We start from the raw sequence: 16,489 nt of genomic DNA, 5'->3' as shown, positions 1-16,489 counted from the left end.
GCTCCATCGCAGCCGCCAAAACCTATTAGGAGCAATCAGCATGGCAAAGAAACTTGGCATCGGCGTCATCGGCTGCGGCAACATCTCGAAAGCGTATTTTTCGCTGGCGCCGCTGTTTCGCGGCATCGAAATGCGTGCCTGCGCCGACATCAACATGGAGGCGGCCAAGGCGCGGGCGAAGGAGTTCAAGCTGCGCGCCGAGACCGTCGAAGACCTGCTCAAGGCCGACGACATCGACATCATCGTCAACCTGACCATCCCGGCGGTGCACTACGAAGTATCGAAGCAGATCCTCGACGCCGGCAAGCACGTCTATTCGGAAAAGCCGTTCGTGCTGTCGGTCAAGGAAGGGCTCGACCTTAAGAAGCGGGCGGAGAAAAAGGGCCTGCGGATCGGCTCGGCGCCAGACACTTTCCTCGGCGGCGCGCACCAACTGGTGCGCAACCTGATCGACACCGGCAAGCTTGGCAAGGTCACGAGCGGTACCTGCCATGTCATGGGCCACGGCATGGAGCATTGGCATCCCAATCCGGATTTCTTCTTCCAGCCGGGCGCCGGTCCCGTGCTCGATATCGGGCCTTACTACATCACCAATCTGATCCAGCTGATCGGACCGGTGAAACAGGTCGCGGCCTTCGCGACGACGCCGGCCAAGGAGCGGACGATCAGTTCAAAGCCGCGCGCGGGTGAAAAGATACCGGTCAACACGCCGACGACCATTCATGGGCTGCTGGAGTTCGAGAACGGTGCCGTTATAACGCTCAACACCAGCTGGGACGTCTGGGCCCACGGCCACGCGCCGATGGAACTCTATGGCGAGGCGGGTACGGTGTTCGTGCCGGACCCGAACTTCTTCGGTGGTGACGTTCGCTTCACCGACGCGGCCAAGCCGGTCAAGAAGCTGCCGAACTGGCCGCATCCGTTCGGCGTGCCCAACGAGATGCATTCGCAAGGCATGATGGCCAACTACCGCACATCGGGCCTCGCCGACATGGCAGTGGCGATCGCGGAAGGCCGACCGCATCGCTGTTCGATGGAGCTGGCGCTGCACGCCGTCGACGTGATGACCGGGCTGTTGCGCTCCGGCGAAACCGGCAAGTTCGTCGCCATGCAGACCACCTGCGAACGGCCGGCAGCCCTCGGCGTCAAGCAAGCCAAGGACCTTTTGGCGAAGAAGAAGTAGGCAGATACCTCAACCCTCTCCCCGTTCCGGCGGGGAGAGGGTAAAGGTGAGGGGCAAAGCCGACTCGCCCGCGTTGTCGCGATGGCAGTAGCCTGGCTCGCTTCCATTTGAGGATTTTCCGATGCCCTATACGCCCGCCGAAAACCGCTACGAGAAAATGGTCTACAACCGCTGTGGCCGCTCCGGCCTGAAGCTGCCGGCAATCTCGCTCGGCCTGTGGCATAATTTCGGCAACGACACGCCGCACAGGACCAAGCAGGCGATCGCGCGCAAGGCCTTCGACCTCGGCATCACGCATTTCGACCTTGCCAACAATTACGGTCCGCCACCCGGCTCGGCCGAGACCGCTTTCGGTGAAATCCTGCGCACCGACTTCGCCGCCTACCGCGACGAGCTGATCATCTCGACGAAGGCCGGCTACGAGATGTGGGCCGGACCCTACGGCGAATGGGGCGGGCGCAAATACATTCTGGCCAGCCTCGACCAGAGCCTGAAGCGCATGGGGCTCGACTATGTCGATATCTTCTATTCGCATCGTTTCGACCCCGACACGCCGCTGGAAGAGACCATGGGCGCGCTCGACCATGCCGTGCGCTCGGGCAAGGCGCTCTATGCCGGCATCTCGTCCTACAATTCGCAGCGCACACGCGAGGCCGCCGATATCTTGAAGCAGCTTGGCACGCCTTGCGTCATCCACCAGCCGAGCTATTCGATGCTGAACCGCTGGGTGGAGGAAGATGGCTTGCTCGACACGCTCGAAGGGCTCGGCGTCGGCTCCATCGTGTTCTCGCCGCTGGCGCAAGGCATGCTGACCAACAAGTATCTCGGCGGCATTCCCGATGGCAGCCGTGCCTCCCAGGGCAAGTCGCTGAAGACAGCCTTCATCAACGACAAGACCATCGCCAACATCAAGGCGCTCGACGCCATCGCCGGCAAGCGCGGGCAGACGCTGGCGCAGATGGCGCTGGCCTGGGTGCTGCGCAAGGGCAGGGTGACATCGGCGCTGATCGGCGCCAGCCGGCCGGAGCAGGTCGAGGACTGCGTCGGCGCGCTCAAGGTGCTCGATTTCAGCGATGCCGAACTCGCCGAGATCGACACCTATGCGCGCGAATCCGACATTAATCTGTGGGCGGCTTCCGCCGAGCGCAAAGGCCCGCCGCGAAAATAAGTCCTCTCGATAAGCCGGCAAGCAAACCGGCGGGAACCTCTCCCGCCGTTTTGCTTGAAAGCGAACAGCGCTGCTTCAGGGCGTTTTCGGTTTCTGGGCGGTGCCCAGTCCCGCCTTGGGCTTTGCCGGCGCCGGAGCCGAGGTCTTCATCTTCGCCTCGATCCAGCCGGTGTAGTTGGCCAGCCGCGTGTAGATGCCGTAGGCCTCCTTGTGGCCGCACGCCGCACTGCCGTCAGCCGGGCCTTCGCCCCAGCTGACGACGCCGACCTGGACCGGGCCTTCGGCACCGGTCATGAACAGCGGGCCGCCGCTGTCGCCGTTGCAGGCATCGCGCACGCCGCTGGTGGTGCCGGCGCAGATCATGTTGCCGGTCAGCGGGTCGGTCATGTCGGCGGCGATCGCATTGGCTGCCGCGTCGATGCCTTTTTCCGAATAGCGCATACGGCGGGACAGATCACCGAGCGCTGCCTTCAGATCACGCGCATAGATGGCCTTGATGCCGCTGTTGCAGGCCTGGTTCGGCTGCAGATCGAGATCGACAACCATCAGCGTGGTCGGAAAGGTGCCGTCCTGCATCTTGCCCCAGCCGGTGACGGTCGTCTTGCCGGTGTCGGGGGTTGCCTCATGGGCGACCTTGATGGTCGGCGCGTCGGCCGGTTCGGCAAGCCGGAGCAGGGCGAGATCGTTGTCGAGCGTTTGCTCGCTGTAGGCTTCGTTGACGATGACCTCCACCACCTTGTGGCGCTTGCCCTCGCTGAGATCGGTTGCACCGGTCAGCACGGTGACGCTCTCCGGCGAAACCGGCTGACCCTTGTCGTTGAGGCAGTGTGCTGCCGTCAGCACCCATTGCGGCGCGATCAGGCTGCCGCCGCAGAATTGGGCGTTGGCCTGCGAGGCCGGGTTCTCGTCCAGCCTGTCGGTGGTGAGCAGCGCGACCTGGAACGGATAGGCTCCCTTTTCGGCCTGGTTGCCGCCATAGACGCGGTCGGCTGCGTCGGGGTTCTCCGCCGCGGCTTTCGCCCTGGCTTCCGTCACGCGCTTCATTGGCGAGACCGCTGCCTCCGGTCGGGCGACTGCTTCGTCGGCCTGGGTGGAATTGGCTGCCGCAAGGGCGGCTGCGATGCCGAGCAGCGATGCAGCGGCGATCGGCCTGAACCGATGGATGATGTTCATCTGAAGCCCTCCTGATATGTACCCGAGCGGACCAGCCCCGGCGCATGATCAACAAAGCAAGCCTCAGACTGGTGGTCAGGCCGCGCAGCTTTCGTTGCAGCGGCACGGCAGGGACACCAAGTCAGGCACTGCTTCGCGTATCGCGTTCCTGTGCAGACCCCGTTCAAAACCCTATAGCCCCCCACGGGCTATGTGGAAGCTAATTGTCATTCCAATGTTGTATTAATTTAGGCAATATATCCGCCCGGGTGTCTTTGGCGGGGGCTTTGACCGACCGCATAGGCGATGGTCAAATTTCAAGTGCGGTAACCAAAATCCTTTTTCGACGCCACCACGATCTCGACAATATTTCTGTATCTTGATCCAGTCCTTGCTGACTTTTGGGAGAGTCTCACCATGACAAAACTGACAAACGCACTCATTGTGTCCGCATTGCTTTCCACCGCAATGTGGACGGTCCCGGTTTTCGCCGCCGATCCTGGCTCCGCCAGTGCCGGCAATGGCGAAAGCGCGCGCGACGTGACTTCAGGCGACTACAAGCCCGGGCGGGCAAAGCCAATCGCGCCACCTAAGCTGACCGACGAAGACAGCCGCGCCGCGCCGCTTGCCGACGAGGCAACGGCTGTCAAATCCTACGGCGTCGTCGGACGGTCCGCCGATGGCAAGGAGATCAAGATCGAGCCGAGCGAAGCGCTGCGGGAGCTTATCATCAAGGAACTGAACGCTCCGGCCACCGGAAAAGACGGGGCCGAGCGCAAGACCGAGGATCCGGACCTCGGCGAAGGCGAAGCCGGCCGTCAGGTCTTCGGCACCGACGATCGCGAGCAGGTCAAGAACACCAAGACCTATCCGTTCTCGGCAATCGGCTATCTCGAAGCCAAATCGCCGAAGACGGGCAGCTTCGGCAGCTGTTCGGCAACGCTGATCGGCCCGCGCACGGTGCTCACCGCCGCGCACTGCCTCTACAGCCATGAGGACAAGGATTGGCTCTCCGACTATCTGTTCGTGCCGGGGCTGAACGGCAGCACGGCCGACGACGCACCGTTCGGCGCCTTCGCCTTCGAAAGCGCCTATGTGCTGCAAGGCTTCATCGACAACTACCAGGGTTATTATGGTTCGGTCCTGCTGTGGGATCTCGGCATCGTCACGCTAAAGCAGGATGTCGGCACCAATCTCGGCTGGCTGGGCTATGCGAACTATGACGATCTTGGCGACTTCACCGCCAATCTCGTTGGCTATCCCGGCGACAAGCCGATGGGCACGATGTGGAAGGCAAACTGCGAAGTGCATGCCGAAAACATCGCGCCGGAATATTTCCAGTACGACTGCGATACGTTCCCAGGGTCGAGCGGCAGTTCGGTCTATGCCTACGACAACAAGGCCAAGCAGCGCATCGTCACCGGTGTCAACGTGGCGGAAAGCCCCGACGCGAACACCGCCGTGCGCCTGAATGCTGCCAACGTCCAGTGGATCAACAGCCTGTATAAATAATCGCTGCGCATTCGCGGTGGAGACAAAGGCGGCGGCGCAATCCCGCCGCCTTTTTCGCGCCGCTATTTGGCTTCGGCCGTGGGCGGCCCATTGCGCACATAGGTCTCGATCGCCGAAGCGAAAGTGGGAGAACCCGCCTTGCGCTGCTTGTCTATGTAGCCGGCAAAATAGCTCCAGAAAGAGACGGCATAGTCACGGAAATAAGCATCGGTCACTTTGCGCGAACACAAATCGCCGTCGATGCAGAATGACAGCCGGTTGAGGAAATAGACGATGCGATCGAAATTCTCGCTGAAATCGGCGAGCGGCATGTCGCCGCCGGAGGCGGTCATCGCCTCGATGCCGATCCGTTGCCGGAACACCTGCTCCTCGGTTGGCGAGGGGTTGGCGCTGAGCAGATTGTCATATTTGGCGTTAAGCGCGGTCAGACGATCTTTCAGCGCGCGCTGCGCCTGCTGGTAGTCCTTGTTTTCCCAGAGTTCGACAAGCGACATGGTCTGCTCGACGCGCTTCTGCTCCTGGTTGGCCAGGAACTGGTAGACCGAGAACATCAGGGTGAAGATGATGGCGAGACGCACGGCCATGCCCGACCAGGCATAGACCAGCATGCGCCAGTCGCGGTCGGTGAAGGGGTTGCTCTCCTTCTTGATCTCGTGGGCGCTTGGCCAAGGGAAACCTTCGGTGGTTTCCGCCAGCGCGGGTTTGCCGGCCGGCGCCTTTGCGGCGGCTGCTGTCTGCCTGGTGTTGCCCGTTGGCTTCTTCATCCGCAGCTGTCCAGTTCAATGGTGGCGGAGGGATCCAGCACGATGCCCGGCGTCTCCAGCTTCCGTTTCAGGCATTCCAGTTGCAGGCGCGAAATCATGAACTGCACGTCAGGCTCCGCCGCCCCCTTGTTCGGTGACGGCAAGGCTTCGACGACGCCGCGCGAGGCGCAGTTGCTGAGATCGACGACAACGGCGTCGCTGCCGCTTTTGGCGAACTGGTCGTACTGATCGAGAAAACACGTCGCCAGTTCCGAGTTGGTGACGATCTGCTTGACGCACAGGCCGCAGGCCTCGTCCGCCGAAGCGTTGGCGATCAACAACAGGCCGCCGCCAAGGCCAGCCACCGTTCCACGCCAGGAAAACACAGAATTCTTCACAATCGATCCTATCCGTTTCATCCGGCCGTCATGCGCCAAGACGCGGCCGGGAATGTTCTCATATCGCGCCGATCGCGCAAGAGCCGGCAGAGCCATGCGGCGCCGGCATCCGCTCAGGCGCGCGGCACCGTCTCCATCGGGAAAATCATCACCGCGCCTTTCGGGCCGCTCTTGTCGGCAAGCCGCATCACCGAGCGGGTTGCCGGCGCCATGCCGAGATCGGTCAGCATGTCGGAGAAGCCGGCGGAGCCCATTCCGCGTGTCGCCGCGGCGACGCCGTCCTGCGCCAGGAAGCTCAGATCCTGCTTCTCGCTCCCCGGCGGCGCCTCGGTCAAAACCGCGATCATCCGCTCCATGCCGAAGCTGGTGTCGGTGAAAGCCAGCAGCCCCTCTTCGAGCATGGCTTGCGGGGCGAGGCGTTCGGCAACGATATGGGTGATCGAATAGTCGCTGCCGACATAGAGCACATTGATGTCGACCAGCAGATCCGAGCCGTTCTTGGCCAGCACATGCACTTCGTCGCCCGGCGACACGCGCGGCACAACCGAAGCCTGCAGCGGTTCGAGGCCATCCTTGTCGCGACGTTTGACCTGAAACTGGACGTCGACGTCCTCGGGCTTGTAGTCCGTGGCCGCCGCCAGCCGCGAAAGCCCGGTGGCGCGGAAGATGGTGCGCAGGTTCCTGGCCATTGCATCGGCCAGTTTCTGGCGGTCGTGAATGATGATCAGCGGCGGTTTGCCGCCCTCCTTCAGGCTCACGTCGCCCGATGCCGGCAGGAACCACAGCGCCGGCTTGTCTGTCGCATCCTTGTGGGCACCGGGAACAGCATTCTCGCGCATCACCGCGAGGCGGAGGTCGGCGCTCTTGCCGGGATCGACCAGCTCGATGTTGAAGCCGGTCTCCCTGGCTGTGGCCAGTTCGTCGAGAACCGAATTGACCAGAGCGGTTTCCTTTTCAAGTCCCTTGGCTATGGCCGGCCGCGCCAAGACGAGCTTATAGTCGACGGCGATCTCCGCCACCCGCGCATAGGCGTTGGCGGGAATGTCGGCGAATTTGAGCGCCGGCTTCTTGTCGAACTCGACCGGCTTGACGCGGCTTTCCAGGTTTTTTGCCGACTGCACTTCCAAAAATCCGACAGCGTCGGACAGCGGCGATAACGCCGATGGCAGGATGGCGAGCTTGCTGCCGGGGGTGAGGCGATGCAGCAGTCCGGCGCCGATCGTCGCTTCGCCGTCCTTGATGACGACAGGCCACTGCATGACTGCATCGGTCTTGTCGGTGCCGAAGACGCGGGCATCCAGTTCGCCCTCGAACAGCGGTGTCGGCCGGGTGCGGCTGTCGGCCGAATATTGCTGCAGCACGGCCTGGCCGAGCTGGCGATAGGTGACGTTGGGATTCTCGGCCAGTTTGGACAGGATGGTGAAGGTGAACAGGCCCAAGCGCGGCGCATCCGCGATGCCCTTGGGCAACGGCATCTCGGGCGTCGTCTCCACCGTCTGCGCGGCATAGAAGGCGACCAGCTTGCCCTTGGTGATCGGTTCGCCACCGGTCGGCGTCAGGGTGAAGGCGGGCTTGCGCGTGCCATTGTCGTCGATGCCGCGCGAGCCGGCGACCGAAATCACCTCGTCATAGGCCTCGATCGCGGCAGCCCGCTCGGACTCGTTGCCGCCGACCAGGTCGGCGAACTCGACCTTGCGCTCCAGCTCGTCATCGACCTCGACGGCGCGTGTCGCGGTTCCGGAATGGCAGCAGTCGAACACAACCCAGACGAAAGCACCCTTGTCGCGGATGGCGTCGAGTGCCGCGCCGATTTCGTTGTCGATCAGCGCATTGGGCACGCCGGCATCACGGTTGATCCATTTGCCGATATCTACGGGCAGGAAGATCTCGTCGAGCCCGTCGGTCTCGTCGCCCTTGACCATCTGCGGCTGCTGGGCACCGTGACCGGACAGATGCAGATAGACGAAATCGTCGCGCTGAACCTTGGCGGCAAGGTCGGCCAATGCAGCCTTGATCGCCGCATGGGTCGGCAGGCCACTGGCGCCGGGGACATCCTTGGCGAGCAGCGTGACGTTTTCCGGCGCGAAGCGCACGGGGTCGGGCACATTCTTCAGCAGATAGTCGTGGACGAGGGCTGCATCGTTCTTCGGCCCGACAAGCCAGTTCCTCTGCGGCAGGTTGGGATATTCGGTGCAGGCGACCAGCAGCGCATGGTAGATGCGCGATGCGGCCATGGTTCGGAACGATACCATGCCGGCCATGGTCAAGGCGGACGTGCCGACCAGCAGCGTCCGCCGCGTCAATTTGATCATGATTGCTTCCCCAAGCCCGACCGAATTTCCAAGCGCGGCAATCCTTGCCGAAGATATTGTCAGTATTTTGAACGTCACATCGCAGAGCAACCTGCCTGTTGCCCCGCTCCGATCGATGTTCTCGACAGCCTCGCGGGCAGAATGCTGGAAACAGTAGCAAAAAGGCCTGTTCGTCGCTATCTGGATGGGACATGGATCGTTTGTGCGCGGCACAAGCGACGCAAGGCGAGTTGGAAACAGGATCATGGCGGCAAGGGATGTGCTGACGAAGAACCAGCTGTGCGTGCTCGAGAAACTCGAGACCGCCAGCGGACCGCTCAGTGCCTACACCTTGCTCGACCAACTGCGCGAGCGCGGTTTTCGCGCGCCGCTCCAGGTCTATCGCGCGCTCGATACGCTGGTGAAGTCAGGTTTCGTGCATCGGCTCGAAAGCATCAACTCCTTCGTCGCCTGCGCCGAACCGCACGACCACAACCACTCGATGACCGCCTTCGCGATCTGCGACACATGCGGGCAGGTCACCGAAATGTCCGACCACGATGTCGGCCACCAGTTGGACGAATGGGTGCGCTCCACCGGCTTCGCCGCCAAGAAGGCGGTGATCGAATTTCGCGGGACGTGTGCCAAGTGCCTGGCCGAAGCGGCTTGAGGCCCATCGCTTCGTCATCCTAGGGCGAAGCAGGAGCGAAGCGACGTCGCGGAGACCCTAGGATCCATGCCGTGACATGAGAATGTCGCGGCGGCCCAGATTTAAGGATACTTGGCGCAGCCTCGGAAGCGGCTTCATTTTGCACCGTTGCATCCAAGGCTAATGTAACGGCATGGATCCTAGGGTCTGCGCTCCGCTTCGCGTCGCTCCGCCCTAGGATGACGACGACGGCTAATGCGCCTCGTCCCAGTTGTTCGCCGCCCGCGCGTCGACATGCAGCGGCACCGACATCGAGACCGCCGGCATCGCCGCGTTCTCCATGACGTGACGCACGACCGGGATCGTTGCCTCGACTTCCGCCTCGACGGTCTCGAAGATCAATTCGTCATGCACCTGCAGCAGCATGCGTGCCGAAAGGCCTGCTTTTTCCAGAGCCTCCTCCATGCGGATCATGGCACGGCGGATGATGTCGGCGGCGGTGCCTTGCAGGCGGGCGTTGATCGAGGCGCGCTCGTTGAACGCGCGGAGCGAGGGATTGGACGATCTTATATCGGGGTAATGGATGCGGCGGCCGAAGATCGTTTCGACAAAGCCATGCTCGCGGGCATAGGCCTTGGTCTCCTCGATATAGTCTCGGATGCCGGGGAAGCGCTCGAAATACTTCTTGATGTAGTTGCCTGCCTCCTCGCGCGGGATCGACAACTGATTGGCGAGACCGAAGGCCGAAATGCCGTAGATGATGCCGAAATTGATCGCCTTGGCGCGGCGGCGGACTTCCGAAGGCATGCCTTCGACCGGCACGTTGAACATCTCCGACGCGGTGATGGCATGGATGTCGGCGCCGTCGGCGAAAGCCTGCCGCAATTGCGGGATTTCGGCGACATGGGCGAGCACCCGCAGCTCGATCTGGCTGTAGTCGGCCGAGACCAGGCGGTGGCTCTTGTCGGTGATGAAGGCGGTCCTGATCTTGCGGCCTTCGGCGGTGCGAACCGGGATGTTCTGCAGGTTCGGGTCGGAGGACGACAGCCGGCCCGTCGTCGTCGCGGCCAGCGCGTAGGACGTGTGGACGCGCTTGGTGTCGGGATGGATGAAGCCGGGCAGCGCATCAGTATAGGTCGATTTCAGCTTGGTCAGCTGGCGCCAGTCGACGATCTTGCGCGGCAGTTCGTGGCCTTCCGCGGCGAGATCTTCGAGAAGCTGCGCCGACGTCGACCACTGGCCGGTCTTGGTCTTGGAACCGCCGGGCAGGCCCATGCGCCCGAACAGGATGTCGCCGAGCTGCTTTGGCGAGCCGATGTTGATGCGTTCGCCGATGAGCTGGTAGATTTCCTCTTCAAGGCGAGCGGCGCCCTGGGCCAGTTCGCCGGAGAGCCGCGACAGGATCTGCCGGTCGACCGAGATGCCGCGCTGTTCCATGCGCGCCAGCACCGGCACCAGCGGCCGCTCCAACCGCTCATAGACAGACACCAGGCCCTTGGCGGCAAGCCGCGGTTTCAGCACCAGCCAGAGCCGAAGCGTCACATCGGCGTCCTCAGCGGCATGAGCCGTCGCCTTGTCGATGTCGACCTGATCGAAACCGACGGAGCTTTTGCCCGAGCCGGTCACATCCTTGAGTTGGAGAGGGGTATGACCGAGCCACTTTTCGGCAAGCGCATCCATGCCATGACCATGGGGCGTGCCGGCATCGAGCACGTAGGAGATCAGCATGGTGTCGTCGAACGGCGCGACATCGATGCCGTAGCGGCTCATGATCACAAGATCGTATTTCAGATTCTGCGCCACCTTGAGAACCGATCGGTCTTCGAGCAGCGGTTTCAGCACGGCCAGCGCCTCGCGCAGCGCAATCTGGTTTTCGAGCGCGCCACCACCGAGCAGGTCGCCATTGCCGCTCATGTGGGCAAAAGGAATGTAGGCGGCGCGGCCGGGCGCTGTGGCGATGGCCATGCCGATGAGTTCGGCCTGCATCGGATCAGCCGATGTTGCCCGGACATCGAAGGCGGCGATGCCCGCCTCCCGTGCCTCGGCCACCCAGGCTTTCAGGGTCGAGACATCGCGAATGCAATGATAGGCAGAAATATCGATCTTGCCGGTGGCCGCGCGCTCCAGCCGCAGTGCCGCGAGCAGGGAAGGGGTATCGCCTTGTTTTGACGTCTCCGCCGTCCCGCCGGCTTCGTCCGGTTCAGTGCCGGACGCGTTTCGGGCAACCGGCGGCAACCCGGCCCCGACATCTGGGCCATGAGCATGATCGGCGCGTTCGACGGTGACCGCGACGGCCTGGACGTCGCCGGCCTCGGTGCTGGTCGCTTCCGCCACACGGCGGGTCAGTGACGTGAATTCCATGGTCTTGAGGAAACCGATCAGCTTCGGACCGTCCGGCGCGTGCAGCACGAAATCCTCCAGTCCCTCGGTCACCGGCACATCGTTCATCAGCGTCACCAGCTGACGAGAAATGCGCGCCTTGTCGGCATTGGCGATGATCGATTCGCGCCTCTTGTCCTGCTTGATCTCGCCGGCCCGGGCCAGCAGCGTGTCGAGGTCACCGAACTGTTCGAGCAGTTGCGCCGCCGTCTTCGGCCCTATGCCGGGCACACCAGGCACATTGTCGACCGAATCGCCGGTCAGCGCCTGCAGGTCGACCATCTTCTCCGGCGGCACGCCCCATTTTTCTATGACTTCCGGAATGCCGATCTGGCGGTCCTTCATCGGGTCGTACATGGCGACCGTATCGCCAACCAGCTGCATCAGGTCCTTGTCGGAGGAGATGATGGTGGTATCGCCGCCGGCTTCGCAGGCGAGCCTCGCATAGGTGGCGATCAGATCGTCGGCCTCGTAGCCTTCGATCTCGACGCAGGGCAGGTTGAACGCCCTGGTCGCCTGGCGGATCAGGCCGAATTGCGGGATCAGATCTTCCGGCGGTGCCGAGCGGTTGGCCTTGTATTCGGGGTAGAGGTCGTTGCGGAAGGTTTTCGACGAATAGTCGAAAATGACGGCGAAATGCGTTGGCACAATGCCTACATCGGTGTTGCGGGCGTCGAGCATCAGCTTCCACAGCATGTTGCAGAAGCCGGAAACGGCGCCCACCGGCAGGCCGTCGGATTTGCGGGTCAGCGGCGGCAGCGCGTGATAGGCACGGAAGATGTAGCCGGAGCCGTCGACAAGGAAGAGATGATCGCCTTTTTTCATGCCGGCAGGGATAGCGCGGCGCGGCGGCTTGGTCCATGCCAAAGGCAGCGTCGACTATCGGTTCCGGCAACACCCTGACAGATCGCCGTCACCCTGCTCACGCCTATGTTACAAAACTGTAATTTTCGTGCCCTTGAATCGCCACGTTCAGAGACCCAAATACACGTCATCGGCAGTTTTCGCCGAGTCCGGAGCAAGGCCCGTCCCCCGCCTAATCCGGACACCTGCGGCAGCCTATCCCCCCTCTCCGGGCTGCCGCATCGTTTCGAGTAGAAGGCCGCCGTGGTTCCCCCTCCACCACGGCGGTCTTTTTTATCCCAGACAGACGTTTGCAGCCCGTGGTCCAATGATCGCGGGCTTTTCGTTTTCCTGTCCTGCCTTTACGGTTCGGGTTCTGAATCGAAAGGCTTCACATATGTCCGCAATTTCCCCCGTCCTCGACCGTCTCGACAACAATCTCGACCAGAGCCTCGAGCGCCTGTTCGGCTTGCTCAAGATCAAGTCGATCTCCACCGATCCGGCCTTTGCCGCCGATTGCCGCAAGGCGGCGGAATGGCTGGTGGCCGAACTCAAGCTGATCGGCTTCGACGCCAGCGTTCGCGACACACCAGGCCACCCGATGGTGGTTGCGCACCATGACGGCCCGGCCGGTTCGCCGCATGTGCTGTTTTACGGCCATTATGACGTTCAGCCGGTCGATCCGATCGAATTGTGGGAAAGCGATCCGTTCGCGCCTGCTGTCAAGGAGGTCGGGCCGGATCACAAGGTGATCACCGGACGCGGGTCGGCCGACGACAAAGGCCAGTTGATGACCTTCGTAGAGGCTTGCCGCGCCTGGAAACAGGTGCACGGCAATCTGCCTTGCCGCATCACCATCCTGTTCGAGGGCGAAGAGGAATCCGGCTCGCCCTCGTTGAAGCCGTTCCTCGAAGCCAATGCCGACGAACTCAAGGCCGATTTCGCGCTGGTTTGCGATACCGGCATGTGGGACCGCGAGACGCCGTCGATCTGTGTGGGATTGCGCGGGCTGGTCGGCGAGGAGATCACGGTGAAGGCGGCCGATCGCGACCTGCATTCCGGCCTCTATGGCGGTGCCGCCGCCAATCCGATCCGGATCCTGGCCAGGGTGCTGGCCGATATCCACGACAAGGACGGCCATATCACCATCCCCGGCTTCTATGACGGCGTCGAGGAAACACCGTCGCAGATCCTGAAATCATGGGAGACGCTCGGCGAGACCGCCGAGACGTTCCTCGGACCGGTCGGCCTGTCGATCCCGTCGGGCGAAAAGGGCCGCTCCGTGCTGGAGTTGACCTGGGCGCGGCCGACGGCCGAGTTCAACGGCATCATCGGCGGCTATACCGGCAAGGGCTTCAAGACGGTGATCGCGGCGGAAGCCTCGGCGAAGGTGTCGTTTCGCCTTGTCCACAAGCAGGATCCCAAGAAAATTCGCGCTGCGTTCCAGAAATTCGTCAAGGAGCGGATTCCGGCCGACTGTTCGGTCGAATTCCATCCGCATGGCGGCTCGCCGGCAATCCAGCTTTCCTACGACTCGCCCTTCCTCGCCAAGGCCAAGAATGCGCTGTCCGACGAATGGCCGAAGCCGGCGGTGACGACGGGCAGCGGCGGCTCCATTCCGGTTGTCGGCGATTTCCAGACCTATCTCGGTATGGAATCGCTGCTGGTCGGGTTCGGCCTCGACGACGACCGCATCCACTCGCCCAACGAGAAATACGAGCTCAGCTCCTTCCACAAGGGCCAGCGCTCCTGGGCGCGGATTCTCGATGCCTTGACGCGCTGAGCGGCGGAAACTCCTGTTTTCCTGTTGATTTTTCAGCGGATCGCGGCGAGGACGGGCCACAAGACAAAGCGCTGCAGCGTCCCTTGCGGGTCAGGGGACACTGTAGAGCTCGACCGGAGAAGACAATGGCCGATATCCGTTTCCATAAAAACGACCTGCCCGACCTCTCGCACTACAATGTCGGGGCAGTGGCCATCGACACCGAGACGCTCGGGCTCAATCCGCATCGTGACCGGCTGTGCGTGGTGCAGATTTCGCCCGGCGACGGCACGGCCGACGTCATCCAGATCGCGCCTGGCCAGAAGAAGGCGCCGAACCTCGTCAGCCTGCTGCGGAACCGTGGCGTAACCAAGCTGTTCCACTACGGACGCTTCGATCTTGCCGTGCTCTACAATGCGTTCGGCGTGATGCCGGAGCCGGTGTTCTGCACCAAAATCGCCTCGCGGCTGACCCGCACCTACACCGACCGCCACGGGCTGAAGGACATCTGCTTCGAGCTTCTTGGCGTTGGCCTCTCCAAGGCGCAGCAATCGTCGGACTGGGCGGCCGAGACGCTGTCGCCCGAACAGCTCGAATATGCCGCTTCCGACGTGCTCTATCTGCACCGTTTGCGCGATGTGCTCGCCGGACGCCTGGCGCGCGATGGGCGGACCAAGGAGGCCGATGCCTGCTTCCGCTTCCTGCCGACGCGTGCCAAGCTTGACCTGATGGGCTGGGACGAAGAGGATATCTTTGCCCACAGCTGACGGTCGTCCGGCCAGCACATCGCGCAGCCGGTACCGGCTGGAACCGGATGCGGGCCGCGGCGTTCTGTCGGCTCAGTTTGTCGGTGCAATTGGGGGATGATGACATGGCGGACAGAAAGCCGATTGCGACCGCGCCGACAGACGGCTCCAAGGTCTCCGTCACGTGGAAGGACAGCGACGGCGTGATCAACGAATCCATCGCGCAATATCGCGACGACGGCTGGTGGGTCTATATCGACAGTCACACGCAAAAGAAGGTCGAGCCGACCAGCTGGCGCCCTGCCGCAAGCGACGATGACGACTAGAGCAGTTCACCGTTTCACGGAAACGGCGAGCTGCTCTAACTCTTTGTTTTGACGCAATTTTGGACGGAAAACCGCTTTACACTTTTCCTAGAATTGCTCTAGTGATGGCGCCGCTGGTGAGGCTGGTCGCTTTCGAATAGCCTGAAGCCGTTGATATCGAGGCCGATTCGGAGCTTTCCGTTCCGCCGTCGCCCTCTTGCTCGGAGGAACTCTCTATGGGTGTCGAAAGCCTGCTCGTCTTCATCATCATCGGTGCCATCGCCGGCTGGCTCGCCGGTCTTATCGTTTCCGGTTTCGGCTTCGGCCTTATCGGCAACATCATCGTCGGCATCGTCGGCGCGTTCATCGCCGGCTGGCTGTTTCCGAGGATCGGATTTTCCATCGGCGGCGGCACTCTCGCCGCGATCATCCATGCCACCATCGGCGCCATCATCCTGCTGGTGCTGGTCAAGGTCCTGAAACGAGCCTGAGGCTCGACAACGCAAAGAGCGCGCCATGAAACAGAATACGCTCTATCTCGTCATTGGCGCGCTCGTCGTCGTGGTCATTGCCCTCGGCATCTACGTCTATCGCGAGCAGACCAAACCCAAGGGCGTCGAACTCAAGATCGACGACAAGGGCATTTCGATCCAGCAGAACTGAGCCGTCGAACGGCACATGCAGGAGCACGACATGGTGGCTTCTGACGCTCCGGAAGACGTCGATCAGCCCAGAATTACCGTTGCGGAATGGGAGAGGCTGAACAGGCCGCCAAGACGCGAGGCGCTGCTGCGCTATCATTGGCGGGTGTTTCGCTTCCTGAGGACATCCGCGCCGGTCAGCGAATTGCAGGGGCGAGAGCAGGCTTTCCGCGATACGATCATAGCCACCGTAGCCTTCAACCGGCCCGAAATGATCGAATGGCAAATCCACCTGGTACGCAGATACCTGGCCGAGCACGAAAGCTACATCGTTTTCGACAACAGCAACAAGGACGATGCAAGGGAAGCGATCCGCGATCTCTGCCGTCGCCAGCATGTCCCCTATGTGGCATTGCCGAAGAACAGGCTGGTCGTCAGCAGATCGCACGGTCAAGCGCTCAACTGGATCGTGCGGAATTTCTTGCCTGGGTTCGGGCCGAAGCTTTTCGGCTTCATCGATCATGACATCTTTCCAACTGAACCATTTTCGATCCGCGACCGAATGGAGGGCAAGAGCCTATACGGCAGCGTGCGGCGCGATACGCCGACACCAGGCGGCTGGTTCCTGTGGCCCGGCTTCTGTTTTTTCCATGGAAGCCTGTTGCGGCGGCGGCTGGATTTCGCCCCGAGCTACAAGTTTCATATGGATTCCGGCGG

At 62.2% G+C, this 16,489-nt stretch carries 15 protein-coding genes; 10 read left to right on the top strand and 5 right to left on the bottom strand.

Annotated features, from left to right (window positions below):
• Positions 1 to 40 precede the first annotated feature (40 nt).
• Positions 41 to 1,183: a Gfo/Idh/MocA family oxidoreductase gene (locus EN984_RS03155; RefSeq protein ID WP_127272134.1), complete on the top strand. Its 1,143-nt coding sequence runs from the start codon at positions 41 to 43 to the stop codon at positions 1,181 to 1,183.
• Positions 1,184 to 1,304: 121 nt separating this feature from the next.
• Positions 1,305 to 2,351, top strand: a complete 1,047-nt coding sequence (mgrA, locus tag EN984_RS03150; protein ID WP_127268557.1) for an L-glyceraldehyde 3-phosphate reductase — start codon at positions 1,305 to 1,307, stop codon at positions 2,349 to 2,351.
• Between the two features lie 75 nt (positions 2,352 to 2,426).
• Here mgrA and EN984_RS03145 read toward each other — a convergent pair whose 3' ends face one another.
• Positions 2,427 to 3,524, bottom strand: coding sequence for a trypsin-like serine protease (locus tag EN984_RS03145; protein ID WP_127272136.1), 1,098 nt, complete (start codon positions 3,522 to 3,524; stop codon positions 2,427 to 2,429).
• Positions 3,525 to 3,920: 396 nt separating this feature from the next.
• Between EN984_RS03145 and EN984_RS03140 the strand changes: the two genes are divergently transcribed.
• Entirely contained in the window at positions 3,921 to 5,015 is a 1,095-nt protein-coding gene (locus EN984_RS03140; protein ID WP_127271446.1) for a serine protease, read from the top strand.
• A 62-nt stretch (positions 5,016 to 5,077) separates the two neighbouring features.
• On the opposite strand, the gene EN984_RS03135 is transcribed toward EN984_RS03140, so the two are convergent.
• From EN984_RS03135 to EN984_RS03125, 3 genes are all read right to left on the bottom strand, one after another.
• Positions 5,078 to 5,779, bottom strand: a complete 702-nt coding sequence (locus tag EN984_RS03135; protein ID WP_127272138.1) for a hypothetical protein — start codon at positions 5,777 to 5,779, stop codon at positions 5,078 to 5,080.
• A complete protein-coding gene (locus EN984_RS03130) occupies positions 5,776 to 6,156 on the bottom strand; it encodes a hypothetical protein (RefSeq protein WP_127271640.1) in 381 nt (126 codons plus the stop codon). The genes EN984_RS03135 and EN984_RS03130 overlap by 4 nt, the downstream gene beginning before the upstream one ends.
• A gap of 113 nt (positions 6,157 to 6,269) precedes the next feature.
• Positions 6,270 to 8,468, bottom strand: coding sequence for a caspase family protein (locus EN984_RS03125; RefSeq protein ID WP_127273154.1), 2,199 nt, complete (start codon positions 8,466 to 8,468; stop codon positions 6,270 to 6,272).
• Positions 8,469 to 8,712: 244 nt separating this feature from the next.
• Between EN984_RS03125 and EN984_RS03120 the strand changes: the two genes are divergently transcribed.
• Positions 8,713 to 9,117, top strand: coding sequence for a Fur family transcriptional regulator (locus tag EN984_RS03120; RefSeq protein ID WP_056594898.1), 405 nt, complete (start codon positions 8,713 to 8,715; stop codon positions 9,115 to 9,117).
• A gap of 231 nt (positions 9,118 to 9,348) precedes the next feature.
• Here EN984_RS03120 and polA read toward each other — a convergent pair whose 3' ends face one another.
• Positions 9,349 to 12,300 carry a DNA polymerase I gene (polA, locus tag EN984_RS03115; RefSeq protein ID WP_164748733.1) on the bottom strand — a complete coding sequence of 984 codons (2,952 nt, stop codon included), beginning with the start codon at positions 12,298 to 12,300 and terminating at the stop codon, positions 9,349 to 9,351.
• Positions 12,301 to 12,715: 415 nt separating this feature from the next.
• Here polA and EN984_RS03110 point away from each other — a divergent pair, with 415 nt between their 5' ends.
• The 6 genes from EN984_RS03110 to EN984_RS03085 all read left to right on the top strand — a co-directional run.
• A complete protein-coding gene (locus EN984_RS03110) occupies positions 12,716 to 14,101 on the top strand; it encodes a M20/M25/M40 family metallo-hydrolase (RefSeq protein ID WP_127271233.1) in 1,386 nt (461 codons plus the stop codon).
• Between the two features lie 125 nt (positions 14,102 to 14,226).
• Positions 14,227 to 14,847 carry a ribonuclease D gene (locus EN984_RS03105; protein ID WP_095084743.1) on the top strand — a complete coding sequence of 207 codons (621 nt, stop codon included), beginning with the start codon at positions 14,227 to 14,229 and terminating at the stop codon, positions 14,845 to 14,847.
• Between the two features lie 104 nt (positions 14,848 to 14,951).
• Complete coding sequence (locus EN984_RS03100; protein WP_027037740.1) at positions 14,952 to 15,152, top strand: hypothetical protein; 201 nt, start codon at positions 14,952 to 14,954, stop codon at positions 15,150 to 15,152.
• Positions 15,153 to 15,367: 215 nt separating this feature from the next.
• A complete protein-coding gene (locus tag EN984_RS03095) occupies positions 15,368 to 15,622 on the top strand; it encodes a GlsB/YeaQ/YmgE family stress response membrane protein (RefSeq protein ID WP_013529551.1) in 255 nt (84 codons plus the stop codon).
• A 25-nt stretch (positions 15,623 to 15,647) separates the two neighbouring features.
• Positions 15,648 to 15,794 (top strand): hypothetical protein, encoded by a 147-nt coding sequence (locus EN984_RS03090; RefSeq protein ID WP_013529552.1) that lies wholly within the window; start codon positions 15,648 to 15,650, stop codon positions 15,792 to 15,794.
• A 30-nt stretch (positions 15,795 to 15,824) separates the two neighbouring features.
• A partial coding sequence (locus EN984_RS03085; RefSeq protein ID WP_127383626.1) for a hypothetical protein occupies positions 15,825 to 16,489 on the top strand: 665 nt, incomplete at its 3' end.

It is taken from the genome of Mesorhizobium sp. M7A.F.Ca.CA.004.12.1.1, assembly GCF_003997835.1.
Taxonomy (GTDB): Bacteria; Pseudomonadota; Alphaproteobacteria; order Rhizobiales; family Rhizobiaceae; genus Mesorhizobium.
This window is presented reverse-complemented; position numbering and strand designations above follow the sequence as displayed.

Bases quoted from the DNA above. Each gene is read 5' to 3' on its own strand.
- EN984_RS03100 (WP_027037740.1), top strand. From the start codon at position 14,952: ATGGCGGACAGAAAGCCGATTGCGACCGCGCCGACAGACGGCTCCAAG.
- EN984_RS03140 (WP_127271446.1), top strand. From the start codon at position 3,921: ATGACAAAACTGACAAACGCACTCATTGTGTCCGCATTGCTTTCCACC.
- EN984_RS03090 (WP_013529552.1), top strand. From the start codon at position 15,648: ATGAAACAGAATACGCTCTATCTCGTCATTGGCGCGCTCGTCGTCGTG.
- EN984_RS03145 (WP_127272136.1), bottom strand. From the start codon at position 3,524: ATGAACATCATCCATCGGTTCAGGCCGATCGCCGCTGCATCGCTGCTC.
- EN984_RS03135 (WP_127272138.1), bottom strand. From the start codon at position 5,779: ATGAAGAAGCCAACGGGCAACACCAGGCAGACAGCAGCCGCCGCAAAG.
- polA (WP_164748733.1), bottom strand. From the start codon at position 12,300: ATGAAAAAAGGCGATCATCTCTTCCTTGTCGACGGCTCCGGCTACATC.
- mgrA (WP_127268557.1), top strand. From the start codon at position 1,305: ATGCCCTATACGCCCGCCGAAAACCGCTACGAGAAAATGGTCTACAAC.
- EN984_RS03110 (WP_127271233.1), top strand. From the start codon at position 12,716: ATGTCCGCAATTTCCCCCGTCCTCGACCGTCTCGACAACAATCTCGAC.
- EN984_RS03120 (WP_056594898.1), top strand. From the start codon at position 8,713: ATGGCGGCAAGGGATGTGCTGACGAAGAACCAGCTGTGCGTGCTCGAG.
- EN984_RS03155 (WP_127272134.1), top strand. From the start codon at position 41: ATGGCAAAGAAACTTGGCATCGGCGTCATCGGCTGCGGCAACATCTCG.
- EN984_RS03105 (WP_095084743.1), top strand. From the start codon at position 14,227: ATGGCCGATATCCGTTTCCATAAAAACGACCTGCCCGACCTCTCGCAC.
- EN984_RS03095 (WP_013529551.1), top strand. From the start codon at position 15,368: ATGGGTGTCGAAAGCCTGCTCGTCTTCATCATCATCGGTGCCATCGCC.
- EN984_RS03125 (WP_127273154.1), bottom strand. From the start codon at position 8,468: ATGATCAAATTGACGCGGCGGACGCTGCTGGTCGGCACGTCCGCCTTG.